The organism is Sphingomonas sp. DC4900 (assembly GCF_049896485.1).
Classification (GTDB): Bacteria; Pseudomonadota; Alphaproteobacteria; order Sphingomonadales; family Sphingomonadaceae; genus Sphingomonas; species Sphingomonas aquatilis.
Genome location: NZ_JAFCUK010000015.1, coordinates 41,213 through 66,221, shown reverse-complemented (window position 1 = coordinate 66,221; position 25,009 = coordinate 41,213). Strand labels below are relative to the sequence as shown.

Here is a 25,009-nt window from a genome sequence, read left to right as displayed (position 1 = left end):
CCGGCCGCGCTGCGCAGATCGAAGGTCCGCCGCACCTCGTCGTTTCGACGGGATGCGGCGGCGGGGGTCAGAACGACTTGCTGACCCCCAGATAGAAGTTGCGCAGCCGCGGATCGCCGTACGGGCTGTAATAGAGCGGGGCCTGCGTCACATCGAGCGGCGGCATCTTGTTGAAGATGTTGTTGATGCCGAAGCGCACCGTCATCTTCTGCGGCAGGCGGTAGCTGATGTTCATATCGTGATACATCTGGCTGGCGACCTTCGCCGACCCCTGCGCGGCCACGACGCTGCGATCCAGCGTCAGGTAATAGCCGCTGAGATAACGCGTCTGCCAGCCGAGGCTGAGCCGGTCCTTCGTCCATTGCAGCGACCCGCTGCCCCGGAAGCGCAGGGACCCGGATGCACTGGTGCCGGCCGCGAAACCGGCCGTGACGACGCCGGCGTAATTCTGCGCGGGCGTGTCGGCGAACGGCTGGATGACCAACTGATCGACATAGGTCGCACGGCCGACGGCCGACAGCTGACCGCCGAACAGGTTCGTGTCGTAGTTGAGCGTGAAGTCATAGGCCGACGTGACCAGCGACGTCAGGTTGATCAGCGATATGTCCAGCGCGGTGATCGGCCCGACGGCAAAGCCTCCCGATGCCGGGCCGCGCGTGACGCGGTCGGGGTTCGATGTGATGAACTGGTTGAACTGCGACTGCACGGCACCGAAAAGCAGCAGCAGCGGATCGAAATACATGTCCCGCTTGTGGATGCGAGTCCAGTCGACCGAGAATCGCAGGCCGTCGATGAAATGCGGCTTCAGGATCAGGCCGGCCGTCCACGTCTTGGACGATTCCGGCCGAACGGCCGGATTGCCGCCCGAAAATCCCGAGATGACGCCAAGGCCGAACATCTGGGTGCCGATCAACTCGTTGTTACGCTGCGGATCGCGCATTTGAAGGGTGATCTGCGGGCGGGGGACCTTGACCAACTGGCTGAGCTGCGGCGGCAGATAGCCGGTCGTGTACGAGCCGCGCAGTGTGACGCCATCGATCGGCGACCAGAGCAGGCTGATGCTGGGATCGGTGTGCGCATTGGTGGTTGTCGACCGCTCGATGACGGTTCCTGCCGGCGGGCAGTTGTCGAAATAATTATATTGTTTCGCCTCGAACGGTGCCGTGCAGGATACCGGGTCCGACGTATCGGTGCCGTCGCCGCTATAGGATTCATGCCGCGCCGACAGGCGCAATTCCAGCAATCGGATCAGCGGCAGTTGATGCTTGTCGCCCAGGATCGGGAACACGACTTCGCCATAGACGGACTTGGTCGTCTGGTGCGCGGTGGGGGTGAAGGTGGTGACCGCGCCATCGTCGGTCAGCAGCGTGAGAAGGCGCGAGTCCAGTTTCTGGGTGTTGATCTCGGTGTTGACGGTCAATTGCGGCTTGCCGCCCGGCAGCGAGAACGGCAGCGGCCCGGCGAGGCGTAGCGAGGGCGCGACGTTGCTCGATTTGCCGTCCTGCTGGCGCTGATAATAAGGCGTCTTGTCGTAGGTGAAGGGGAGTGGATAGGTCGAGGTATCGACGAGCGCGTTCAGAACCCCGGACTGGAGATCGTTGGAAGCGAACGCGTTGATCGCCGGCGGGCTGTTCGCGACCGAAAAGTTGGACTTGGAGTAGGAGACTTCGGCGACCGCCTGCCAGTCTGCCGGCAGCCGGACGATGGCACCGCCCAGCGTACGCAGTGTCGACGACACCTGCTTGATCCGGGCATCATAGGCGGGATTGGCCGGGAACGCGATCGCGAGATCCTGCGTGAACGGGTTGCTGGGGGCCGACGCGAACAGGAAGACCGAGTTGAGCGTGTTGGAGAAGGTGTTGACCGCCGAGGAATGCGACATGCCGATTTCGGCATAGGCGGTCAGCCAGTTGTTGAACGTGCGCCGCACCGCGACCGAACCGCTGTACTGATTCATCGGATAGAGCAGCGGCGCGCGGGCGCCGGTGCCGGCGGCGGTATTCGGCTGGTCTAGGTTGAAGGTGCCGAGCGACGAGAGCAGCGGAGCAAGGCCCGCCTTCGCGATCCCCGCATAGCCCTTGGGAATGGTCCCCAGGCCGCTCGACAGCGTCTGGCCGCCATATTGGGGCTTCAGCTGGAGCGGCGAGCCGTCCTGCGTCTTGAAGTTGACCAGCGAACCCTGCGGCGGATTGGTGAAGCCACCATAGAAAGAGCCGGGGTCGTTGGCGAGGATGTCGTTCAGCCCGCGGCGGCGCAGGTTGTCGCGGTCGCCGTAGCGCAGCGCCAACTGCCTGGTCCAATTGCCGGTAAAGGTCAGGCGCGTGCGCCCGCCTTCCAGCGGCAGGCCGCCGGTAAGATCGATCGAGCCGCGACCCTGTTTGAAATCGCTGGTGTTATCATAATTCGCCGACAGTTCGGCGCCCTTGAAGTCACGGCGCAGCACGATGTTGATGACGCCGCCCGACGCGCCGCTACCGTAGATGCCAGAGGCCGACGAGGCGAGAACCTCGATCCGCTCCACCGCAGCGATCGGGATGCCGGTGATCGACGGCTGGGTGATGTCGCCATTGCCCAGGTTGATGCCGGGCTGGCGCCGACCGTCAACCAGGATCAGCGTGTCGCGCAGGCCGATGCCGCGCAGGTTGATCGCGCTGACGCCGATCGGGCGGCGGGGATCGGCTGCGGCGTTGCCGCCGATCGCCTGATCGCCGACGGTGGGCGAGGTGTTGACGTTCAGCTGGTTGCGCAGGAACGTTTCGAGGTTTGGCGCGCCGCTGCGCTCGATCTCCTTGCGACCGAGGACGATGAACGGCTGGCTATCGTCCTGCGTGCGTTCGATGCCGGTGTTGAGCGACCAATTGACCTTGCCGTTGACGAGGATGTCAGGCGTGGCGCTGGTGTCGACCTCGTCGCCGGCCAAAGGGCGGAGGGCGACCGCACCATCCTCCGTCGTGACGATCTTCAGACCGGTGTCGATCAGCAGGCCCTGCAACGCCAGCAACGGGGCATACTCGCCCTGGATGCCATTGGTCCGCTTGCGGCCGACATCGTCCATCCGATACACGATCTGGAGTTTGGTGACCTTGCTCCAGGCTTGCAGCGCCGCCGCCAGGCTCCCGGCCGGAATATCGAACCGCTGGGCGGCCCGTACGCCCTGCGTGGTCTGCGCCGCGACATGGCCTGGCACAAAGGCCGTCAGCATGCTCGCCCCCAAGGCGATCGCCACACCCCGTCTTTTCATCTGATGCCCCCTTGTTGCGGTCGCTCCCATCACGCCGCTCGGCAAGATTGTCATTCGAGTGCCACGAACCCGTAACATCGGATTTCAAAAAAGTTTACGATCGTGGAACTTTTCGCCAAAAGCGGTGGAAGAGGGGCTCGTCGCGTTTTTCCGTTAGGGTTTTGACGCGGTCGATTGTCATGACGGCCGAACCCCTTTGACGAAGGAGTGTCTCGGGCGGGCGATGGTAGACGACAGGCAGTTGGAGCGGTGGTTTTGCGAGGAGGTGCTTCCCCTGGAAGCGTCGCTGACCCGCTATCTGCGTCGTAACTGGCGGACGGCCGAGCAGATCATGGATATCCGGCAGGACATATACGAGGCGGCGCTGACGGGCGGGCGGCAGGAATTGCCGACGAACACCCCAGGCTATGTCTTCACGATCGCGCGCAATATTCTGGTCAATCGGGCGAAGCGCGAACGGATCGTGCAGTTCGAACATTATGCCGACATGGAAAGCGTCGATCAGGGCGTGGATCTGTCCGCAACCGACCGCCATCTGGATGCGCGCGACGCACTGCGCCGGGCGCAGGAGGGGATCGAGCGGCTGCCTCCGCGCTGCCGCGAGGTCGTGCGCCTGCGCAAGATCGAAGGCTTGTCGACCCGCGAGGCGGCGGCGCGCATGGGCGTCGGCATCGATACGATCGAACGCCAGCTGGTGCTCGGTATCCGCGCGATGGCCGACGCGATGCTGGGCGGCGCGGGCAAGATCCGTCGCGGCGGCGCGGCCGGCACCGGCAAGGCGCGCCGCCAATGAACCGCGCGACCATGATCGAAGAAACCGCCGCGCGCTGGATCGTCCGCCAGGAAAGCGGGGAGTGGTCCGCCGAGGACGACGCCGCGCTGACCGCGTGGCTGGACGAGCAGATGGCGCACAAGGCTGCGTTCTGGCGGCTGCGCCACGGCTGGGCGGCTGCGGATCGCGTTGGCGCGCTCGGGTTCCAGAGCGCCGCCCCGCGGTCGCGCGCGCGGCGCGGCTGGCAGGCGGTGCTGCGTGCCCGCCCCCGCGCGATCGGGGCGATTGCCGCGGCACTCGCGGTGACGGTGGGGATCGGCAGCACGATGCTGCGATCGCCGACGGGTCTTGGTCTGGGGCATGGTGCGCAGGACACGGCGTCGCCATCGCAGTCCGGGCCGGTGCGGGTGCAGACGCCGGTCGGCGTTCGCCACGCGATTGCGCTGCGCGATGGCAGCCGGGTGGAACTGAACACCGCGACCGTCGTGCGCACCGCGGCCGCCGATCATGGGCGTGAGGTCTGGCTGGATAAGGGCGAGGCCTATTTCGATATCGTCCACCGCCCCGACGATCCCTTCGTCGTGCATGCGGGGCCGCGGACGGTGACTGTCCTCGGCACGCGCTTCACGGTTCGCCGCGATGGGGACAAGGTGACGGTGGCGGTGCTGTCGGGCCGGGTAAGGATCGAGGATGCGACCGCTGGCGCAGGCACGCGCTCCGCCGTGATCGGACAGGGCGACATCGCCTATGCCCAATCGCACGGCACGCTGGTGGCGCTGGCGGCACCGGCGCGGGTCGAAGCGATGACGGGATGGCGCGATGGCCTGCTGGTGTTCGACAACCAGCGGCTGGGGGACGCGGTGGCGGACTTCAATCGCTATACCAACCGTCCGATCCGTATCGCCGATCCTTCCACCGCCGACATCCGGATCGGCGGGACGTTCCAGATCGATAACAGTGCGGGGTTCCTTGACCTCCTCCACTCCGCGTATGGGCTGAAGGTGCGATCCGAAGCGAACGGTATCGTCGTCGAGCCGTGACCGGCGCGCGCGGGGCGGGTGCGCCGGATGCCAGAGCGGCCGGTCTGCATCGACCGACCCATGCGCGCTAAACCGTCGCCATCGCCCCTTGTACCATCGGCCGGACGGTCAGGTCCACGAACCGGTCGATATCCTCGCTGCGGCTGAGGTCGATGTCGAACTGGCCGGCGCCGATCGTTCGCGCCAGACCGATGCACAGAGCGAAACAGCTATAGGCGAGCGGGCAGTTGCGATGCGCCGCGGCGGTATCGCTGAGGTCGAACCCGCCCTCGCCATAGATCAATTCGGCCATGCCGACGAACGCGCGCAGCGAGGCGGCGCGAAACCCCGGGTGGATCGTGCCCCGATCGGTGCGCCCGAACATGACACGGACCAGCTCGGGCTGGGCGACGCCGAAGCGGACGTAAATCTGGGCGTGGCTGATCAGCCGGTCGACCTTCGTATCCTTGGTCGCGGCCGCGGCCTGCAACACGACCTCGAGCCGATCGAACGCCTCGCGCGCGATGTCGAGCACGAGGAAGTCGATGCTGGGATAATGGTTGTAGAAATTGCCGGGCGTCACGCCGAGTTCGCGCGACAGGCGGCGCACCGTGACATGTTCCAGCGTTTCGGTGGCGAGGATATGTTCGGCGACCTTGCGCAGATCCTCGACGACGTTGCCCCGATGATAATTGGCGCGGGGCGCCGCCGGATCGGGTGCATTCTTCGAAGCCGCCATGCTGCCGGCTCTAGCCGTGGTGCGATACCCTGACAACCGACGTCGCCGGGCCCGGCGCTCGGGCAGCCATGGCACCGGTGGCGCTCCCCCGGCGAGCGAGGGATCGTGCCGTCACATCCGGTTGGTCCGCAACGGAGCCTGTGGGGTGAGATCGGGATCGGCGGTCGGACGGCCGAGCAGATAGCCCTGTACCTTGTCGACGCCCAGCACGCGCAGGATATCCAGCTGTGCCTGCGTCTCCACCTGTTCCACCACGATCGGCGTGCCGACCGCACGACACAGCTCGACGACGCCGATGAGCAACTGGCCGGCGAGCGGACATTCGGCGATCGACTGAACGAGGCCGCCGTCGATCTTGATCAGGTCGAACCGGATATGTTTGAGGTATCCGATCGAGGCAAAGCCGGCGCCAAAATCATCCAGCGCCACGCGGACGCCGAGCGCCTGCAATTCGGCGATGGTCCGTCGCGCCACCTCCAGGTCCCGCAGCAGCGCGGTTTCGGTGATTTCGACGATCAGGCGATTGAGTGGGAAGCCGTGGCGTTCGCAGGCGGCGGCGACCATGGCGCACAGATGCGGCCCGACCTCGCCCGCGGTGACGTTGAACGACAGCGCGAGGTGCGACGGCCATTGCGTTGCCTTGGCGAGCGCGCGGGCGAAGAGATGGTCGGTGAAATGCGTCGCGACGCGTGCCCGGTCCGCGACCGCGAACAGTTCGTCCGGCGGCACGTTGCCCAGGTGCGGATGCTGCCAGCGCATCAGCACCTCGAACGCGACGACCTCGCCGCTGCCGGTGCGGACGATGGGCTGGAAATGCACGTCGAGCTGCGCGAGCGCGGCCGGATCCTGATAGGCGGTTTCGATGATGCGGCGCCGATCGCTTTGCTGCTGCAAACCATCGTGGAAGACATAGGGCTGCGCCTGCTTCAGCGCCTTGCTCTCGTAGAGCGCGAGATCGGCGCGATGCATCAGGTCGATCGGATCGCCGGGCCAGACATCACCCGTCGACAGGCCGATCGATCCGCGCGGCTGGATCACGTCGTCGCCGATCGTGATCGGCTGGTCGAAGATCGCCGCGATGCGCCGCGCCGCCTCTGCAACCTCGGCCGCGTCGGCGGTGGGCAGCAGCACGGCGAACTCGTCACCGCCCAGCCGCGCGCACAGCGCCTGGGGCGGCACATGCTGCGCCAGGCGATCCGACACGCGTCGTAGCAGGACGTCGCCGACGCCATGGCCCAGTCGGTCGTTGACCGCCTTGAACCCGTCGAGGTCCATCAGCACGACGGTGGTGTCCAGCCGTTCGCCGGCTGGCCGCTGTGCTTCGTCCAGCCGGGCGAGGAAGGCGCGGCGGTTGGCGAGGCCGGTCAGCTGGTCGTTGAAGGCGAGGTGGGCGACTTCGCGTTCGCGCTCGATTGTCGTGGCGTGCGCCTGCACGATGTCGTGGAATTGCTGGTGCTGGCGCTGCATCCAGGCGAATAGCAGTACGGCGATGACCGAGAGGTTCGCCGCCGCCGCCATCAGCGCCGGATTGCCCGTCGCGATCATCGCGAACACCATGGGGACTGTTCCCGACCAGATCACGGCGTAAGCGGCGCGGGGCAGCGAGACCATGCAGACCGCGCAGGCGATCGTCGACAGCGCTGCAAAGAACGGGATGAAGGCGGCGACATCCGCGCTGCGGGTATAGAGCACCCAGGCGCTCCACGCAGACAGGCTCAGGCCGAACAGCAAAGAGGTGCGGACCGTCGAGGCGAACATCCGCCGTGCCGCCGCCGCACCAGCATAATGGACGCGCCGCCATTTCAGGATGCGGACCACGCTGGAGCATGCCAGGACGCACGAGGGCAGATAGGTGACGAGCGCGGCGCGCGCGGACGAGGTAATGAAGGTCAGGAAGGTGACGTTGATCAGCAGGATCAGGTGCAGGCTCGGCACCTGATGACGCAGCGCCCGGAACTGCGCCGCGGCGAGCATTTCGTCCAGTTCGCTATCGACGGGATCATGGGCGTGTGGGGACGACGGTACGGTGCCAAGCCGTTGGACGCCTTTCAGGGACGCCATGACTCGCGACAACCGCGCTCGCACGGCCCGCGTCACGGGCGATGCGGGGGGCGAGGGCAGGGGCGCGATTGTAGCCATAACCGACTGATTAGCGACTAAAAGTGAATCCCGTCCTTCGGTGGGCGGAGCCGCGGCATTATTTGTTGAAGAGGGGGGCTGCGGCGACCGTTGCCGTGTCGAGGGGGGAGGAGCGATCATCCCTGCGGAGTGCGGCGGTCGATCAAACCCGCGCGCGGAACGGCGTGAAGTCCGTGCTCCGATCGAACACATCGACGCCTTCGGCCCGTTTCAGCGCGCCCACGACGACATAGGTCAGCGGCGTCAGCACGACCTCCCACGCCACCTTCAGCGCCCATTGCGTGAACAGTACGGTGATGACCAGCTGCGGGGTGAAACCTTCGGCGCCCAAGAAGGCGACGGGATAGAAGATCAGGCTGTCGACGCCTTCGCCCAGGATGGTCGAGCCGATCGTGCGGGTCCACAGATGCTTGCCGCCGGTCCACACCTTCATGCGCGCCATGACATAGCTGTTGACGAACTCGCCCGCCCAGAAGGCGAGAACGCTCGCCAGCACGATCCGCGGCACCTGGCCGAAGATGACGGCATAGGCCGCCTGATTGCCCCAGGACGGCGCCGGGGGCAGGGCGACGACCACCCAGCTCATGAACGCCATGAACACGACGGCCGCGGTGCCCGCCCAGATCACGCGGCGTGCGCGGGCATAGCCGTAGACTTCGGTCAGCACGTCGCCGATTACGTAGCTGACCGGAAAGAACAGGATGCCGGCGCCGAACGGCCATGGCCCGATGCCGGGCAGCGTCACCTGCGCGACCTTGCCCGCGCCGATGACGTTCGACAGCAACAGGATCGCGACGAACGCCGCCATCACGAAATCATAATAGCGAAACGCCTGCCCCGGCAGCGCGCTCGCATCGACCGCCCGTTCGTGCCCCGTATCCATGGCGGCGCACTCTATGGCTTTTCCCGGCCCACGCAACGCGCTACCGGGGCTGCCTTGCGCGCCCGTAGTTCAACTGGATAGAGCACGAGCCTTCTAAGCTTGGAGTTGCAGGTTCGAATCCTGCCGGGCGCGCCATTTCCGTACAGAATTCCGAACCGGCAAGGCCGGTTTTCCGCCCGCAGTGGCGTCGACCAATCCACCCCAAAATGCTTGCGGTATGATATCACATATCATAGCGTGTTTCGATCTGGGGGGAAGGCGCGTTGACGAGACGAACTGTTGCGGTGGGGATTGGTATTGCCCTGTCGATGCTGCCGGGCAGCGCACTGGCGCGAATGGCGGACGATCAGACGACCAATGCGGACGACATCGTCGTGACGGCGACGCGGACCGAAAAATCGCTCCTCGACGTACCGGCGGCGATCACCGTGATCGACAATGATGACCTGCGCCGCCGCGGCCTGACGATCGGAAGCGATGAGTTTCGCGGCATTCCCGGCATCTTCTTTCGCCGGACCGACGGGGATGCCGAGGATACGTTGCAATTCTCGTTCCGCGGGGTGACCGGCAGCGCAGGCGGGGATACCTTCCTGGCGCTGATCGATGGCATACCGTTCGTCGGTCCCGACGAGCAGGTGCTGCTCGACCAGCTGCCCTATGGGGCGATCAGCCGTACCGAGGTCGTGCGCGGACCGGTATCCGCGCTGTACGGGCGCGGGGCGACCGCCGGCGCGGTCAATTACATCACGCGCAGCCCGGGTTTCGACGGCACGACCGCGTCGCTGACGGCGGGCACGTACGACTATGTTCGCGGCGAAGCGACCCTCGAGCGGACGATGTTCGGCGATGGGGGGGGAATGCTCCTCTCCGGCTTCTACGAGGACGACGGCGGCTGGCGGGCACACTCCCATCGCAAGGTGCTGAACCTGTTCGGCAAGGTCGTCGTGCCGATCGGCGCGGACACCACGCTGACCGCCTATGGCAATTATTTCGATCGACAGGTCGAGGTGCCGAGCAACATTCCCCTGCTGAGCGACGGGAGCCGTGCCAGCGTTGCAGGCGGTCGTCGCGGTTACATCGGTTACCTGCCCAACGACCTGGATACCAAGGGCGGGATCGGCGCTCTGAAGCTGAGGCATAGCTTCGGAAGCAATGTCGAGCTGGTGCTGACCGGGCAGCATCGTCGGTTCGACCGGTCCAACAGCTTCAATTTTTACCTCAGTGGCAGCGTCGATCCGCAGGCCAAGACCTACGCGGTCAACGGCTTTGCGCGGCAGGACGAGAGCAGCGTCTGGATCGGCAATGCGCAGCTGACGGCGCGCCTGGGCGCCCACACGATCGTGGCCGGTGGCAATGTCGAGCGTGCCCGGATGGACGAACGCGACTTCTGGTCCGGCGAATATGGCTTCACGCCGCAGTGCGGGTTCCGCTTCTTCCAGATCGACATCAATTACGCGACCGGCGCCGTGCTGAACGCCGATGCACCGTGTTTCCAGCGCCATTTCCTGCTTACCGACGGAACGGTGCGAAACCGGTTCTGGGGGGCCTATCTTCAGGACGAATGGGCCGCGACCGACCGGCTGACCGTGACCCTCGGCCTGCGCTACGACGACTTCCGGCGGCGCGCGGTCTTCCGTCCCATCGAAGCAGCCTTCAATCCGGGAGGGCGGCTGTCTGCGTCGGAGAACGCCTTTTCGCCCAAGGCGAGCGTCGCCTATCGACTGGGCGAGCGCGATGCCGGAACACGCGGCATGGTCTATGCCTCCTATGGGCGGGGCTTCAACTCCAACTTCGGGCCGCTCTTCTACTTCGATCCGGCGTTATATCAGCTCGATCTCAAGCCGATGACGATCGACAGCTACGAGGTCGGCTACAAGGGCAGGACGGGCTCCGGCATCCTGGCTTGGGAAGCGGCGCTGTTCCGCTATGACCAGCGCAACCGGCTCGTCACGACCACGAACCCCGACGCAAACGGTCCATCGACCCTCCTGACGACCGGGCAGCGCTATCGTAGCCAGGGGATCGAGCTGTCCGCCGTCGTGCGGCCGGACCGCGGCACCAGCATTTCCGCCAATTATTCGTATGTGGATGCGGTCTGGCGGGAATATCGGGTGCCCGGTGCGACCAGCGAGGTCGACCTGACGGGGAAGCGTCCGGCGGGCGTTCCGACCCATATCGTCAACGTCAGCGCACAGCGGCGTTTCGCGTCATGGCTGAATGGTCGCGCCGACCTTTACGTTTATGGCGATTACCCGATCACCGGAGACAATCGCGTCGCGAATGGCGGCTACGCACTGCTCAATCTCAGCGCGACGATCGCCTTGCCGACGCGGCTGCCGCTGGAACTGGATCTGGCGGTGACGAACGTCGTGGATCGCGAGATTGACTCCTATTTCGGGACGGACACGCAGCCGACCTTCGCGACCCCATCCACCCCGCGGCAGGTCCGGGCAACCGTAAGGGCGAGCTTCTGATGCGTTGGTTGTTTACGTTGCTGATCGCTCTGCTTGCGGGTTGCGGCAAGCAAGCGACCGAGACACCGGCCGTCGGTCGTCCGATCCCGATCCCCCACACCCGCACGTTCAGCGTGGTCGAGCGGAACGGGTATCGGATCGTCGATCTGCACGCCAATATCGTCACCTGGGGCGGCGCCGCGAATGGCCCGGAGCAGCGGGTGCGCGTCGTGCTGGTGCCGCGAAGCATCAAGGCGCCCGCGCTGACCGGCGATCTTGCCGGTGCGGTCATGGTGCGCACGCCGGTGAAGCGTATCGCCGTCAATTACGGGGGCAGCGAGGCGCTGCTGACGGCGATCGGCGCGGCGGATCGACTGGTCGCGGTGGGCGGCACGAAGTCGTACGACGATACCATCCGCGAGCGGGTGAAGAAGGGGGAAATCGGCCAGATCGGCTATGGGTGGCACTCGCCTCCCAACCTTGATGTGCTGCTCGCGGCCAAGCCCGATGTCTTCCTCATGACGATCGGCGATCCGGCCCATGCGGACGCCATGCGTCGCGCGATCGCGATGGGCATACCCGTCATGCCCGTCTTCATGGCGAACGAGTCGGACTATCTGGGTCCCGTGCAATATGCGCGACTGTTCGGCATGCTGACCGGCCGCGAGCGGCAGGGCGAGCGGTTCGTCGCCATGGTCGAGAGTGGCGTCGATCAGGTCAAGCGGGCCGTCGCCGCCTTGCCCCGGCGCAGCGTGCTGTCCGCGTGGTGGATGAACGGCGACACATGGATGGTGACCGTTCGCGGCGCCGCCAATCGCCTGTTGGAAGATGCCGGTGGCATCAACGTCATGCGCCGACCCGACGACCCGCGCCTGGACGATACGATGCAAATGCCATCCGAAACGGTGCTGACGGACGGTGGCAAGGCCGACTGCTGGCTGTGGCGCGATCCGATTTCGAAGCGGTTCGGAGACCAACGGTTCCTCGCGCATATGCGCGCCTGGCGGGACGGATGCGTGTTCGCCGCGGATGGCGGGGAAAAGCCGGGGGTGGATGCGTTCGACCTCTTCGAGCGGGGCGCGATTCGACCTGACCTGCTGCTCCGCGATTACGCGCGGATGCTGCACCCCGAACTGCGCAGTTGGCCCGCGACGTGGGTGCGGCAGGACCAGCGGGCAGGGGGCGGCGCGGGGGTCGGTCATGGATCGTAGCCTGGCGGGCGCCGGTGCGCTGTTCGTCGCGATCCTCGTCCTTGCCGCGGCGTCGCTCTGCTATGGCCAGGTCATCCTCTCGCCGCTGGACGTCGTTGGCGCGATGACGGGATCCGGGGATCCCACCCTGTCCGAGATCGTCTGGGCGATCCGCCTGCCCCGCGTGCTCACCGCGGTCGTCGCGGGCGGCGCGCTGGGGGTCGCGGGTACGTTGATGCAGGCGCTGTTCCGCAATCCGATGGCGGACGCCTGGTCGCTGGGGCTTGTCGCGGGCGGACAGCTGGGCGTTGGCCTTGCCGTCGCAGGCGCGGCGTTCGCCGGCCCGACCGTCCTCCTCTTCCTGACGTCCTTTGCTGGATTGAGCCTTACGCTTGGCGCCGTGATCGGTGTCGCGGCCACCGCCGCCGCGATGGCCGCGCTGGCGCGCCGGGTCGGCAACATCACGCTCCTCGTCGTCGGTCTGATGCTCGGCTTCACCGCACAGGGACTGGTGAGCGTCATCCTACACTTCGCGAGCCGCGTCGGGGGACGCGTGTTCTCGGGTTGGGATGACGGCACCTTCTCGGCGGCGACCACCGCCGACCTGCCATGGCTGGTGATGCCGGTCGCGTGCGGACTGGCGTTAGCGGTCGCGAACGCGAAGGGACTGACGGCATTGCTGCTGGGCGAAACCTATGCCGCGAGCCTCGGCACCAACGTGCCGCGCCTGCGCCGATCGATCCTGGCCGCGACGGTCCTGCTCGCAGCACCGGTGACAGCCTTGTGCGGCCCGGTCACCTTCGTGGGGCTCATCGTCCCGCACCTCGCCCGCCGGCTGGCGCGCACCGCGCGTATCCTGCCGCTGATACCCCTGGCGGGACTTGCCGGCGCGCTGCTGGCGCTCGGCGCCGACTTCATCGTGCATCTGCCTTGGGAACAGCATTTCCTGCACCTCAATGCGGTGCTGGCGCTGGTGGGCGCGCCGGTGGTGATCGCGCTTCTCGTGTTCGCCCCGGCCATGCGGAGCAGCGACTGATGCTGTATCTGGATAAGCTGAGCGTCGGGTACGTCGGCCCGCGCGGCACCGTGCTTGCCGATCTTACTTTGGAGGCGCCGGCCGGCAGCTTCGTCTGCGTGCTCGGCCGCAACGGTGCCGGCAAGTCGACGCTGATGCGGACGATCGCCGGCCTACAGGCTGCGAGGGGCGGTCGCGCACTGCTCGGCAACGAGGATATTGCCGCGATGCGGCCGCAAACCCGCGCGCGGGCGATCGCGGTGGTCCTGACCGAGCGCGTGTCGAGCCCGGGGCTGACCGTTACCGACGTCGTATCGATGGGACGCCAGCCGTTCACCGGCTGGCAGGGGCGGCTGTCAGCGGAGGACGATGCGCGGGTGGTCGAGGCGCTTGAACAGGCGGGTGCCACGTCCTTCGCCGCTCGCCCCTTCGACGGCCTGTCCGATGGCGAGCGACAGCGGGTCATGATTGCACGCGCCATCGCGCAGGCGCCACGGCTCATGGTGCTCGATGAGATCACCGCCTTTCTCGACCTGCCCGGGCGGGTCGAGGCGATGGCGCTGCTGCGCGCGCATGCACGCGCCACCGGCACAACGGTGTTGTTGTCCAGTCACGATCTGGACCTGTCGTTGCAGCTCGCCGACGCCGTATGGCTGCTCGACGGCACGGGAGGACTGGTCGTCGGACCGGCCGCCGATCTCATCGCGGCGGGCCATGTCGGACGAGCGTTCGACACGGACGCCGTTCGCTTTTCGCCCGAGCGCGGACGGTTCGAGCTGATCGGATGACCGCACTTTCCGTCGGTTGGTGGTTGCTTGCCCAAGCCACGGCGCCGCAAGAGGCCACGCCGCCGCCTGCGGCGCCGCAGCCCTCCGCCCAGGTCACGCCGTCAGCCCCGACGGTGCCGCAGGGCCGCGCGGACGAGAATGCCGTGCGACAGGCGCAGGATGCGTTCGGGACCACCATCGGTCGCGAGACGATCGGCATCTACAACAGCGGCAGCGTGCGCGGCTTCTCGCCCATCGCTGCCGGCAATGCGCGGATCGACGGACTCTACTTCGATGCGACCGCTGCGCCCAACGAGCGCATCCGCCGGTCCACCAGCATCAAGGTGGGATTGTCCGCCCAGGGATACCTCTTTCCCGCGCCGACCGGCGTCGTGGACTACGCGTTGCGCCGCCCGGGCAACGAGGCGCTGCTGTCGACCACCGTCGGTCTCAACAATCTGGGCGACAAGAGCCTGGAGTTCGACGCAGAGCTGCCGCTTGCCGGTGATGCCTTGTCGCTCGGTGCCGGGCTTGGCCTGTACGACCACGTCTTCAACAACGGGGCGACCAGCCGGCAGCATGTCGAAGGCCTGACCCTGCGGTGGCGACCGCGCCCGGGTATCGAACTGCTTCCCTTCTGGGGACGGTCCGACATCGACGACAGCAAGATCGGTCCGCTTCTGACGACGGCCGGCCCTTACCTGCCGCCACCGATCCGGCGTGGCGTGTTCTACGGCCCCGCCTGGGCGGTATATTCCGGCCCGTCAGAGACGGCGGGGCTCACCGGCAGCGCGGCGTTCGCGGGCGGGTGGAAGATCGAAGCCGGCGTATTCCGAGCGCTGTCCGCAAGCCGGGCGGACATTTTCACCTTTCTCGACCAGATTACGCCTGACGGCCGCGCCCGCTACATCGCCTTTTCGGACCCGCCCTATCGCCGGGTTTCGGTGTCGGGCGAAGTGCGGGTGACGCGCACGATCGCCGATGGCCCCCGTGTCCACAATATCAGCGTGTCGGCCCGCGGTCGCGCTCGCGACGAGCGCGTCGGCGGCTCCGCCTTCCTCGATTTCGGCGATGTGCGGCTGGGTGATCCGCTGGACTTCGCCAAGCCATCGATCGCTTATGGTGCCTACAGCCGGGATCGGGTGCGGCAGTGGTTCGGCGGCATCGCTTATACCGGGCGGTGGCGCGGCGTCGGCGAGGTGAGCGCCGGCCTGTCGAGGACGGACTACGCCAAGCGTTTTCAACGCCCCAACCAGCCCGCGCTCCAGACGCGGGACCGGCCCTGGCTCTTCAACGTGGCCGGCGCGATGTACGCCGGTGAGCGCGTCGCTTTCTACGCCGGCTATACGAGGGGGCTGGAGGAGGCCGGTCTGCCGCCGCAGAACGCCACCAACCGCAACCAGCCTCTGCCCGGCATCCTGACCAGCCAGCGCGATGCAGGTGTGCGCTGGACCATCGCGGGTGACGTGAAGCTGGTGGCCGGCGTGTTCGACGTGCGCAAACCCTATCTCAGTCTCGATCCGACGGAGTTGTTCACGCGGCTCGGCGACATACGGAATCGAGGGATCGAGGCGTCGCTTTCCGGCACGCCCGTTCACGGGCTCAGCGTGGCGCTGGGTGGTGTCTTCCTCGATCCGCAGGTGACGGGCGAAGCGAGACGATCGGGGCAGACCGGCAAGCGCCCGGTCGGCGTGCCGCTGCGCTCCGTCGATCTCAATCTCGACTGGCGCCTGCCCGGCTTCGAGGCGCTGTCCCTCGATGGGGCCGTTACGCATCAGGGCCGTGTCGCGTCCACGGTGAACAATGACCTGTTCATTCCTGCGCGCACGCTGGTGGACATCGGCAGCCGCTATCGCTTCGCGATCGGCAAGAATCGCGCGACGCTACGGGTGTCGGTCAGCAATGTCTTCAACGTCTATGCGTGGGATTATTATGGCCCGTCGACCTTCGACTACGTCCCGCAGAGGATGGCTACCGCCTATATCGCTGTCGACTTCTGAGGTGCGGGGCATGACGATACGGTATCGATCCTTTGCGCTTGGCATGGTCGCGGGCATCGGCGTTTCCTTCTGCCTCGGCGCGGCAGTGCCGCAGTCGCCGCCGGAACCGTTGCGCCCGGTTGAGGTGACGCTGCATCGCTTCGATCGTAAGCCGGGAAGCGAAGCCACCTTCCGCGAGTGGATCGACTATCTGCGCAGTCATCACCGCGAGGCGGTGGCGACGCTGGGGCGGGAGCGGACCTATTTCGAGGCGATGTTCATCGCGCCGGACGAGCCGCGCCGTCTGTATTGGCTGGAGGTGAAAGGGGCCGGTGGCAAGCCGGTCGAGAGCTCCAATCATGAGCTCGATCGCCGTCACATTGCCTATATGGACGCTGTGCTCATCAAGGGGCCGCATGCGCGGTTGCAGACCGAGAACGTGCTGGTGCCTGACTTCATCGTCCGCGCGGTTGCGGCCGAGCAGCGCGAAGAGCGATGATGCGGAGCGTTACCGGCGGAGTTGAATAGAGGCGGGCACCGATCCCGTTCGCTCTCGATCCCTGATTGAAGCGGCGTACGCGCGCAGACGTCCGCCGATGTCGTCCATCGTCGCCGACCGACACGATCCTCCGCATGATGCGCCGTGCGTGCCCGATTGCGTGTTGCGCCGAACCGGCGGCGCACCGCTCGATGCGGCCCTCATCTGCAGCGGTGCCAGCAAAAAACCCGCCGACGCTCCGGCCATCCGCATTGCGGCTTGACATAGATCAACACATGAACATATTAGGATGTGTTCATGTGTTGAAGGATGTATGACAGCGGACGAGAGCACACAGCTAGCCGAATTATTCCGACTGTTGGGCGAACCGAACCGGCTGCGGCTGGTCGCGGCTTGCCTCGACGGGCCGCGTACGGTCGGCGATCTGACGGCAGAGGTCGGCATCAGTCAGAGCCTGGTGTCGCAGCATCTTCGGCTGCTGCGCGCAGGGCGATTGCTGAAGCAGGAGCGTAGCGGGCGGAATGTCTTCTACGATCTGCCCGACTGCCACGTGCGCACCATGCTCACCAACATGATGGACCACGTATTGGAACCCGAAGACCACATTCACGAGGAATAGGATCATGAGCGTCAACGTCGACATGGTGAAGTGCGCCTGCACGGACTGCGTTTGCATCGTCAGCCCGGAGGGCGCCGTGCAGGCCGAAGGCCGCGCCTATTGCAGCGACAATTGCGCCAACCACCACGCGCAGTCGGCCGGCTGCGACCACGCCGGTTGCCCCTGCCACGGCTGATGGGGAGAGGGGGCGGGTGGCCGCCCCCTTGACCTCTTCCTGCGGTGATCGGCGCAGGCTTGGGACCAGCGTTAGAGTCCCAAAAATTCGATCATTCAAGGAAACAGTCCGCAATCCGGACGGCTGACGAGCGTCGCGCTCACAGGACGACGCTGCTCGTGTGCATTTGGGCGGTGGTGAGTGCGTACCGTAATTACGCGCCGATCGTTTCCAGCACGCCTTCGAACAGGCGGCGGCCGTCGGTGCCGCCGTGCGCCGATTCAATCTTGCGTTCGGGGTGGGGCATCATGCCGAGCACGTTACCGGCGGCGTTGAGGATGCCGGCGATGTTGCGCGCGGAGCCGTTGACGGCCTCGCCATAGCGGAAGGCGACGCGGCCTTCGCCTTCGAGGCGGTCGAGCGTGTCGGCGTCGGCGAAGTAATTGCCATCGTGATGCGCGACGGGCACGCGGATCGTCTCGCCGGCGTCATAACGGCTGGTGAAGGCCGATTGCGCATTCTCAACGGTCAATGCGACATCGCGGCAGACGAAGTTGAGGCCGGCGTTCCGCATCAGCGCGCCGGGCAGCAGGCCGGCTTCGGTCAGAACCTGAAAGCCGTTGCACACGCCGAGCACGGGCAGGCCCTTGCCCGCCTGTTCGACGACAGCCTGCATGATCGGCGACCGTGCGGCGATCGCGCCCGAGCGAAGATAATCGCCGTACGAAAAACCGCCGGGCACAGCGACCAGGCCGACGCCGTCGGGCAGTGCCGTGTCGGCGTGCCAGACCATCGCGGGCTTGGTGCCGGTCACCGCCTCCAGCGCGACGGCGAGGTCGCGGTCGCAGTTCGATCCCGGAAAGACGATGACGGCGGTCTTCATCTCAAACGCGCTCCACCCGGAAGTTCTCGATCACGGTGTTGGCGAGCAGCTGGCGACACATGCCGTCGATCGCCTCGTCGGTCGTCGCATCGGCGACTTCGAGTTCGAACATCTTGCCGGCGCGGACGTCCTCGACACCCTCGAAGCCGAGGCTGCCCAGAGCGTGATGGATGGCGCGGCCCTGCGGATCGAGAACACCGGGCTTGAGGGTCACGAAAATGCGGAGTTTCATCGGTTACTTGCCCCGGCGCTTGCGGTGGGAATCGAGGTCGAGCACGGCGCTGTCTTCGCCTTCGGGCATCAGGCCCAGACGACGCGCGACCTCCTGATAGGCCTCGGCCTCGCCGCCCAGGTCGCGGCGGAAGCGATCCTTGTCGAGCTTTTCGTTCGATTCCATGTCCCACAGGCGGCAACCATCGGGGCTGATCTCGTCCGCCAGGATGATGCGGCCGTAGTCATTGTCCCAGATGCGGCCGAATTCGAGCTTGAAGTCGACCAGGCGGATGCCGATCCCGGCGAACAGGCCGGTCAGGAAGTCGTTCACCCGGATCGCGAGATCGGCGATGTCGTGCATCTCGTCCTGGCTGGCCCAGCCGAAGGCGGCGATGTGTTCGTCGGAGATCATCGGATCGCCGAGCGCATCGTCCTTGTAATAATATTCGATGATCGTGCGGGGCAGCTTGGTGCCCTCTTCGATCCCGAGGCGCTTCGACAGCGAGCCCGCGGCTACGTTGCGCACCACGACCTCGATCGGGACGATCTCGACCTGACGGATCAGCTGCTCGCGCATGTTGAGGCGGCGGATGAAGTGCGTCGGCACGCCGATCGCGTCGAGCAGCGTGAAGACATGCTCGGAAATGCGGTTGTTGAGCACGCCCTTGCCGCTGATCGTGCCCTTTTTCTGGGCGTTGAACGCGGTCGCATCGTCCTTGAAATACTGGATCAGCGTGCCGGGCTCGGGGCCCTCGTACAGGATCTTGGCCTTGCCCTCGTAGATCTGGCGGCGGCGAGCCATGCGCGACTTCCCCTGAAAGTAGGCAGCCCCGGCGGCGCGGGTGAGCCGCGCGCCGGGGCCGGAATGGGCGGGCCTATAGGGGAAGGGGGCGGGAGGTGCAATCGTGGAGGGGACGCCTCAGTCGTCCGCCTGCCGCCGCCAGCGCGCGACGGGCCTGCGCATCCGCCGCCACAGCAGCAGGCCGATGACGAAGACGATCGCCGGTGGTCCGAAGATCGCAACGATTCCGAGCAACACGGCGAGCGTGACCTGACCCGACGCGACCATCGTGTCGAGGGCACTGGTAAGCGGCGCGCTGGTGTCGAAGCCGCGGACGGCATCACCCGATTCATAGTCGAAGGTCATGGGCGTGCGGGCGAGGCTGGCGCGATTGTCCGCAGCGGTCGCGGCGGCATCGCGCGCGGCGGTCGCCGCGGCGGCGCGCTGGCGTTGCAGCTCGGCGCGTTCTTCCGCGCTGGCGCCGCTGCGGGCCAGTGCCGCATCCGCGCGGGCGACCGCCGCGGCGGCTTCGGCCTGGGTGCCGCCGGCGCGTTCGATCGCTTCGGCGGCGTCGGTGCCGGTAATCTCGGCGCTGACGAGCGTACCCTTCGCGTCCTGTACGATGTCGATGCCACGCTTGCCGAAGGCACGGGCGATCGCAGGGTCGAGTTTGAAGCGAAGGCTGCCGCGAATGTCGTTCTCGCCGACGACGCGATAGTCCATGCCGGTGATGCGGCAGCGTGCGATCCCCAGCTTTTCACAGGTGCTGGCATGCGCTTCCTGCACGGCGGCAATGGCGCGGGGCGGCAAACGGAAACCGTAGCGATAATTGAATGCGACACCCGGCGCTGCGGTGACGGCAATGCCGGGGGCACCCGCGGTGTCGGACGCGGCGGGAGCGTCAGTGCCGTCCGGGGCCTTGCTGCACCCCGCGAGCATGGCGATGGCGATACACACGGCTGTACCAGATGCGCGCATAGCGGCGATCCTCCCCCTCTGATGCGATACACCATCTGCCTGGTAGGATTTGCCGTCAAGATGGTCATGACATCGGCCCCATCATCGCCTAAGCGCCGCCGATGTTGCCGCAGCGCGTCCGCTTCCGATCATTGTATGTCGTGACGGCCTGTGCGTGCCTGGCCGCCGCCAGTCCCGCGGCCGCGCAGCAGCAGGATGGACAGCTGTGGACGCAGGTGAACACGAACGTGCCGCTGACCGACGATCTGCGCGTGACGCTGGAGCAGATTGCCCGGTTCAGCGATCGTCAGGTTGGATTTTATCAGACCGAATTCGGGGCGCTGCTGGGGCTGAAAGTGACGAAGCAGCTCGAACTCGGCTTCGGATACCGCAAGGTGGGGGCGCATAACGGCAACACCGGCGCGAACGAGGATCGCATCCGTCAGCAGGTGGTGGGCACGTTCGGGCCGGTGGTGACGCGGTTCCGGGTCGACGAACGCTTCAACCCGCGCGGGCCCGGCGTCGGCATCCGCATCCGGCCGCTGGTGCGCTACAATCACAAGCTGCGCCTCAAGGGCTGGGCGCTGTTCGTCAGCCACGAAAGCTTCTACCTGCCCAATTCCACCGGCTGGGGACAGCGCAGCGGGTATGAACGCATGCGCAATATCGCCGGCGTCGTGGTGCCGATCGGCAAGCGGATGAGTATGGACGTCGGCTATCTCAACCAGTTTCGCCCCGGACGCACCAACGCGCCGGCGCAGATGGACCATGCGCTGACGATGCAACTGACGATCAATCTGCGCGGCTTCGCCTTTCCGAACGTCAACGACTGATGACGCTGGTGCGCAGCGTGTCGTCCTGGGTGCGGCGGCGGGCGCGCGCGAGCGAGGCGGTGCTGATCGGGCTGGCGGTCGTGGTCGGTGGCGTCGCCGGGCTGCTCAGCGTCGTGCAGGGCGCAATCGCGCGGACGTTGCAGCATTGGCTGTTCGCGCTGCCGAACGGCGGTCGGCTGAGCGCGGCGGATCATCTGGCGCCGCTCGCGCTGCTGGCGCTGCCGCTGGGCGGCCTAGCGCTCGTCGGCTTTTCCTGGATGACGCGCGCGCGCAACCGGCGGATGATCGACGCGGTCGAGGCGAATGCGCTGCATGGCGGGCGGATGTCGTTGACCGATAGCCTGGTCATCTCGGGACAGACGATCCTGTCCAACGGCTTCGGCGCCTCGGTGGGACTGGAGGCGGCCTATGCGCAACTGGGCGCGGTGATGGCATCGATCGCGGGCATGCGGCTGCGGTTGCGGCGTGGCGACCTGCGCGTGCTGGTGGGTGCGGGGACGGGCGCCGCGATCGCCGGCGCGTTCGGGGCACCGCTGGCGGGCGCCTTCTATGCGTTCGAGATCGTGATCGGCGCCTATACCCCCGCCGCCATTGCGCCGGTCGCGGCGGCCTCGCTGTCGGGCGTGCTCGTGGCGCAGGCGTTCGGCGCGCAACCCTATCTGGTCAGCGCCAGCGCGGGCGAGGCGGTGGCGACGCATCATTACCTGATCTACGCCGGGCTGGGCGCGATCGCCGCGCTGGTCGGCGTCGCGCTGATGCGCAGCGTCGCCGAGATGGAGGCGCTGACCCGGCGGTTGCCGATCCCGTCGGCGTGGCGGCCGGTGCTGGGCGGCGTGCTGCTGATCCCGCTCGCGCTGCTGACGCCGCAGGTGCTGTCGGCAGGGCATGGCGCGCTCCACCTCGACCTGGAATATGGTTTGCCGCTGACCTTCATCGCGGCGGTGTTCGTGATGAAATGCGCAGGCTCGATCGTGTCGCTGGGCTTCGGCTTTCGCGGCGGGTTGTTCTTCGCCTCGCTGTTCCTCGGCAGTCTGCTGGGGCATCTGTTTGCCGGGCTGCTGGCGCTCGCGGCGGGACAGGCGGTGGTCGATCCGCAGAATGCCGCGCTCGTCGGCATGGCGGCGCTCGCCGTCGCCGTGGTGGGCGGGCCGATGACGATGGCGATGCTGGTGCTGGAGGCAACGCATGACGTCCCGCTCGCCGCGGCGAGCCTGGCCGCGGTGCTCGTCGCCTCGACGATCGTGCGCGAGACGTTCGGCTATTCCTTCTCGACCTGGCGACTGCATTTGCGTGGCGAGACGATCAAGAGCGCGCGCGATGTCGGCTGGATGCGGACGCTGACCGCGGGGCGGATGATGCGCCGGGTAGAGCGGGCGACGCCGGCCGATATCAGCGTCGCCGAGTTCCGGCGGGCGTTTCCGCTTGGGTCGACCAGCCGCGTCGTGCTGGCCGATTCCGACGATCGCTACGCCGGGATCGTGCAGACCGCGCGCGCCTATGGCGAGGAGGCGGCGGTCGACGCACCCGTCGGGAGCCTCGCGATCCATCGCGACCTCGCCTTGCCACCCGACGCGGATATCAAGGCGGTGATGGCGGCGTTCGACGCGGCAGGCGCGGACGAGCTGGCGGTGGTGGGCGAGGAGGCGCGGGTGCTCGGCATCCTCTCCGAACCGTATGTGCGCCGCCGCTATGCCGAGGAGCTCGACAAGGCGCAGCGCGAGCTGTTTGGCGAGGACTGAACGGTTCAGGTCACCGCGTTGCGGATGGCATAAGCGGGATCGCGCCAGCTTTTGTCGGCGATGACCTGTCGGATCGTCTCGCCCGCCTGCCACACGTCCTCATGGCTGAGGTAGAGCGGGGTGAGGCCGAGGCGCAGGACGTCGGGCGCGCGGAAGTCGCCGATGACGCTGCGCGCGATCAGCGCCTGCGTCAGTTCGTAGGCGTGGGGCGCGCGGAAGCTGATGTGACTGCCGCGCTCTGCCGGGTGGGTGGGGCTGACGCATTCCAGGCCCGCGGTGGTGCCGGCGGCGTGGAGGATGTCGAACAGCGCGGCGCTCTTCGCGGCGACCGCCTGCTGGTCGATGTCCGCCCATAGGCTGAGCGCGGCCTCCAGGCTGGCCATGGCGAGGATCGAGGGCGTGCCGACCAGCCAGCGGCGCATCCCCTCGGCCGGGCGGTAGGCGTCCTGGAAGGCGAAGGGCTCGGCATGGCCCATCCAGCCGCTGACCGGGTTGGCGAGCGCGGCCTGCAGGCGCTCGGCGACGTAGAGGAAGGCCGGGGCGCCCGGACCGCCGTTGAGATATTTGTAGGTGCAGCCGACCGCGAGGTCGACATGCGCGGCGGTGACGTCGAGCGGGACAGCGCCGACGCTGTGGCTGAAGTCCCACAGCATGAGCGCGCCAGCGGCATGGGCGCGCGCGGTCCAGTCGGCGAGGTCGAAGCGATCGGCGGTCTTGTAATGGACGTGGGTGAGGAGGAGCAGCGCGGTATCGTCGTCGAGCGCGTCGGCAAGCTGGTCGCGCGCCACCACTTTTAGCTCCGCGCCGGGGACGCAGCCGACAGCGCCTTCGGCGATATGGAGGTCGGTGGGGAAGTTGCCGGCTTCGCTCACCACGGTGCGGCGCTTGGGATCGTGGCGCAGGGCGGCGACGATCGCCTTGAACAGGTGGGTGGAGGTGGTGTCGCCGACGATTACCTCGTGCGGGTGCGCACCAATCAGCGGGGCGATCAAACCGCCGAGGCGCTGCGGCGCGTCGATCCAGCCTTCGTTCCAGCTGCGGATCAGGCGTTCGCCCCATTGCCGCTGCACCGTGTCGGCGAGCGCGGGGGTGACGGCGCGGGGCAGAACCCCAAGCGAATTGCCGTCGAGGTAAATCACGCCCTCCGGCAGCGCGAAGGCGTCGCGGTAGCGGGCGAGCGGATCGGCGGCGTCGAGGGCGCGGGCCTGGTCTCGGGTCATGCGGGTTCCTTTGCGAGGGCGGCGAGGATGAGCGCGCGGGTGGCGGCCCAGGCGGCGGTGCCGGGGGCGATGAGCGCGACATGCCCGGTGTCGGGGATGGTATGGAGATCGACAGGATCGCCGGCGGCGTGCGCCTGCGCGACATAATCGGTGGCGAGGCGATAGGGGACGATCACGTCCTCGCGCCCGTTGACGAGGATCTGCCGCACGCCGATCGGCAGCAGCGGGGGGATGGACGTATCGGCGAAGGGTGTGGGCCGGTCACCGACCAGTTGCGCGATGACGTCCGTGCCGCAGCCGTTATCGGGGCTGGCGGCGACGGCTGCGAGGTCGGGCAGGCCGCCAAGGCTGACGACCTGTGCGATGGGCAGCGGATCGGCGGTGGCGAGCGGGCTGTCCGCGGGCAGGCGGTGCCGCGCGGCGAGCCAGAGCGCGAGGTGCCCGCCCGCCGAATGGCCGACCGCGATCATGCGGGTGAGGTCGAGCGCATGGGCCCGCGCCTCCTCGCGCAGCCGGTCGGCGGCGGCGGCGACGTCGCGGAACGTGCCGGGATAACCGCCGCCCTCGCGATCGACGCCGCGATAGTCGATGTTCCACACCGCGACGCCCGCCTCGCGCAGGTCGGCGGCGACCCAGTCCATCAGGCGGCGGTCGGCGATCTCCGTCTGCCAGCAGCCGCCATGGACCATCAGGACGACGGGATGTGGACCGTCCGCGGCGGGGCGCCACAGGTCGATCACCTGCAGCGAATCCGGGCCGTAAGGGATTGTCGCATCAGGCGTCTGGCGCGGGCGGTTGGTCAGGTCGGGCCAGGTGAGGGCGGCATCGTAGGAAGCTGGCATCGACCGGGCGCTACCGCATCGCCTGCCTTCGCGCCACCCGCCCTGCCGATCCGGTTGGATCGTGGGCCGTCC

General features: G+C 67.0%; 23 protein-coding genes and 1 tRNA gene. 14 read left to right on the top strand and 10 right to left on the bottom strand.

Annotated elements, in window-relative coordinates; genetic code table 11:
* Window positions 1–67: 67 nt before the first annotated feature.
* Window positions 68–3,241 carry a TonB-dependent receptor gene (locus ACP690_RS15130; protein ID WP_426261464.1) on the bottom strand — a complete coding sequence of 1,058 codons (3,174 nt, stop codon included), beginning with the start codon at window positions 3,239–3,241 and terminating at the stop codon, window positions 68–70.
* Between the two features lie 241 nt (window positions 3,242–3,482).
* Here ACP690_RS15130 and ACP690_RS15125 point away from each other — a divergent pair, with 241 nt between their 5' ends.
* On the top strand, window positions 3,483–4,034 hold the full coding sequence (locus ACP690_RS15125) for an RNA polymerase sigma factor (protein WP_017979437.1): 552 nt from the start codon (window positions 3,483–3,485) through the stop codon (window positions 4,032–4,034).
* Window positions 4,031–5,053, top strand: a complete 1,023-nt coding sequence (locus ACP690_RS15120) for a FecR family protein (protein ID WP_426261465.1) — start codon at window positions 4,031–4,033, stop codon at window positions 5,051–5,053. The genes ACP690_RS15125 and ACP690_RS15120 overlap by 4 nt, the downstream gene beginning before the upstream one ends.
* 67 nt (window positions 5,054–5,120) lie before the next feature.
* On the opposite strand, the gene ACP690_RS15115 is transcribed toward ACP690_RS15120, so the two are convergent.
* The 3 genes from ACP690_RS15115 to ACP690_RS15105 all read right to left on the bottom strand — a co-directional run bounded on the left by ACP690_RS15115 (window position 5,121) and on the right by ACP690_RS15105 (window position 8,793).
* The gene (locus tag ACP690_RS15115) at window positions 5,121–5,771 is read right to left on the bottom strand and encodes a TetR/AcrR family transcriptional regulator (protein ID WP_426261466.1); all 651 of its coding nucleotides are present in this window, start codon (window positions 5,769–5,771) and stop codon (window positions 5,121–5,123) included.
* A gap of 111 nt (window positions 5,772–5,882) precedes the next feature.
* On the bottom strand, window positions 5,883–7,832 hold the full coding sequence (locus ACP690_RS15110) for a putative bifunctional diguanylate cyclase/phosphodiesterase (RefSeq protein ID WP_426261467.1): 1,950 nt from the start codon (window positions 7,830–7,832) through the stop codon (window positions 5,883–5,885).
* A gap of 220 nt (window positions 7,833–8,052) precedes the next feature.
* Entirely contained in the window at window positions 8,053–8,793 is a 741-nt protein-coding gene (locus tag ACP690_RS15105; RefSeq protein WP_426261468.1) for a queuosine precursor transporter, read from the bottom strand.
* A 58-nt stretch (window positions 8,794–8,851) separates the two neighbouring features.
* On the opposite strand from ACP690_RS15105, the gene ACP690_RS15100 reads away from it, so the two are divergent.
* The 10 genes from ACP690_RS15100 (at window position 8,852) to ACP690_RS15055 (ending at window position 17,490) form a co-directional block, all read left to right on the top strand.
* Window positions 8,852–8,928 (top strand) — tRNA-Arg (locus ACP690_RS15100).
* A 149-nt stretch (window positions 8,929–9,077) separates the two neighbouring features.
* Window positions 9,078–11,267: a TonB-dependent receptor gene (locus ACP690_RS15095; protein ID WP_426261469.1), complete on the top strand. Its 2,190-nt coding sequence runs from the start codon at window positions 9,078–9,080 to the stop codon at window positions 11,265–11,267.
* A complete protein-coding gene (locus tag ACP690_RS15090; RefSeq protein WP_426261470.1) occupies window positions 11,267–12,457 on the top strand; it encodes an ABC transporter substrate-binding protein in 1,191 nt (396 codons plus the stop codon). The genes ACP690_RS15095 and ACP690_RS15090 overlap by 1 nt, the downstream gene beginning before the upstream one ends.
* The gene (locus ACP690_RS15085) at window positions 12,447–13,472 is read left to right on the top strand and encodes a FecCD family ABC transporter permease (protein WP_426261471.1); all 1,026 of its coding nucleotides are present in this window, start codon (window positions 12,447–12,449) and stop codon (window positions 13,470–13,472) included. The genes ACP690_RS15090 and ACP690_RS15085 overlap by 11 nt, the downstream gene beginning before the upstream one ends.
* Complete coding sequence (locus ACP690_RS15080; RefSeq protein ID WP_426261472.1) at window positions 13,472–14,239, top strand: ABC transporter ATP-binding protein; 768 nt, start codon at window positions 13,472–13,474, stop codon at window positions 14,237–14,239. The genes ACP690_RS15085 and ACP690_RS15080 overlap by 1 nt, the downstream gene beginning before the upstream one ends.
* Window positions 14,236–16,218: a TonB-dependent receptor gene (locus ACP690_RS15075; protein ID WP_426261473.1), complete on the top strand. Its 1,983-nt coding sequence runs from the start codon at window positions 14,236–14,238 to the stop codon at window positions 16,216–16,218. The genes ACP690_RS15080 and ACP690_RS15075 overlap by 4 nt, the downstream gene beginning before the upstream one ends.
* A 10-nt stretch (window positions 16,219–16,228) precedes the next feature.
* Window positions 16,229–16,696, top strand: coding sequence for a DUF6176 family protein (locus ACP690_RS15070; protein WP_426261474.1), 468 nt, complete (start codon window positions 16,229–16,231; stop codon window positions 16,694–16,696).
* A 97-nt stretch (window positions 16,697–16,793) separates the two neighbouring features.
* Window positions 16,794–16,958, top strand: coding sequence for a hypothetical protein (locus ACP690_RS15065; RefSeq protein ID WP_426261475.1), 165 nt, complete (start codon window positions 16,794–16,796; stop codon window positions 16,956–16,958).
* A 51-nt stretch (window positions 16,959–17,009) separates the two neighbouring features.
* A complete protein-coding gene (locus tag ACP690_RS15060) occupies window positions 17,010–17,315 on the top strand; it encodes an ArsR/SmtB family transcription factor (protein ID WP_017979426.1) in 306 nt (101 codons plus the stop codon).
* A 4-nt stretch (window positions 17,316–17,319) separates the two neighbouring features.
* Window positions 17,320–17,490 carry a metallothionein gene (locus ACP690_RS15055; protein ID WP_017979425.1) on the top strand — a complete coding sequence of 57 codons (171 nt, stop codon included), beginning with the start codon at window positions 17,320–17,322 and terminating at the stop codon, window positions 17,488–17,490.
* Window positions 17,491–17,683: 193 nt separating this feature from the next.
* On the opposite strand, the gene purQ is transcribed toward ACP690_RS15055, so the two are convergent.
* From purQ to ACP690_RS15035, 4 genes are all read right to left on the bottom strand, one after another.
* A complete protein-coding gene (gene purQ, locus ACP690_RS15050; RefSeq protein WP_426261476.1) occupies window positions 17,684–18,352 on the bottom strand; it encodes a phosphoribosylformylglycinamidine synthase subunit PurQ in 669 nt (222 codons plus the stop codon).
* Window position 18,353: 1 nt separating this feature from the next.
* Window positions 18,354–18,584: a phosphoribosylformylglycinamidine synthase subunit PurS gene (purS, locus tag ACP690_RS15045; protein ID WP_426261477.1), complete on the bottom strand. Its 231-nt coding sequence runs from the start codon at window positions 18,582–18,584 to the stop codon at window positions 18,354–18,356.
* Window positions 18,585–18,587: 3 nt separating this feature from the next.
* Window positions 18,588–19,367: a phosphoribosylaminoimidazolesuccinocarboxamide synthase gene (gene purC, locus ACP690_RS15040; RefSeq protein WP_043060658.1), complete on the bottom strand. Its 780-nt coding sequence runs from the start codon at window positions 19,365–19,367 to the stop codon at window positions 18,588–18,590.
* Between the two features lie 117 nt (window positions 19,368–19,484).
* Window positions 19,485–20,324 carry a hypothetical protein gene (locus ACP690_RS15035; RefSeq protein WP_426261478.1) on the bottom strand — a complete coding sequence of 280 codons (840 nt, stop codon included), beginning with the start codon at window positions 20,322–20,324 and terminating at the stop codon, window positions 19,485–19,487.
* 101 nt (window positions 20,325–20,425) lie between these two features.
* Here ACP690_RS15035 and ACP690_RS15030 point away from each other — a divergent pair, with 101 nt between their 5' ends.
* Entirely contained in the window at window positions 20,426–21,136 is a 711-nt protein-coding gene (locus tag ACP690_RS15030; RefSeq protein ID WP_426261479.1) for a DUF2490 domain-containing protein, read from the top strand.
* Entirely contained in the window at window positions 21,136–22,875 is a 1,740-nt protein-coding gene (locus tag ACP690_RS15025; RefSeq protein WP_426261480.1) for a chloride channel protein, read from the top strand. Before ACP690_RS15030 ends, ACP690_RS15025 begins: the two co-directional genes overlap by 1 nt.
* A gap of 5 nt (window positions 22,876–22,880) precedes the next feature.
* On the opposite strand, the gene kynU is transcribed toward ACP690_RS15025, so the two are convergent.
* Window positions 22,881–24,095 (bottom strand): kynureninase, encoded by a 1,215-nt coding sequence (gene kynU, locus ACP690_RS15020; protein WP_426261481.1) that lies wholly within the window; start codon window positions 24,093–24,095, stop codon window positions 22,881–22,883.
* Entirely contained in the window at window positions 24,092–24,937 is an 846-nt protein-coding gene (locus tag ACP690_RS15015; RefSeq protein WP_426261482.1) for an alpha/beta hydrolase, read from the bottom strand. Before ACP690_RS15015 ends, kynU begins: the two co-directional genes overlap by 4 nt.
* Window positions 24,938–25,009 lie beyond the last annotated feature (72 nt).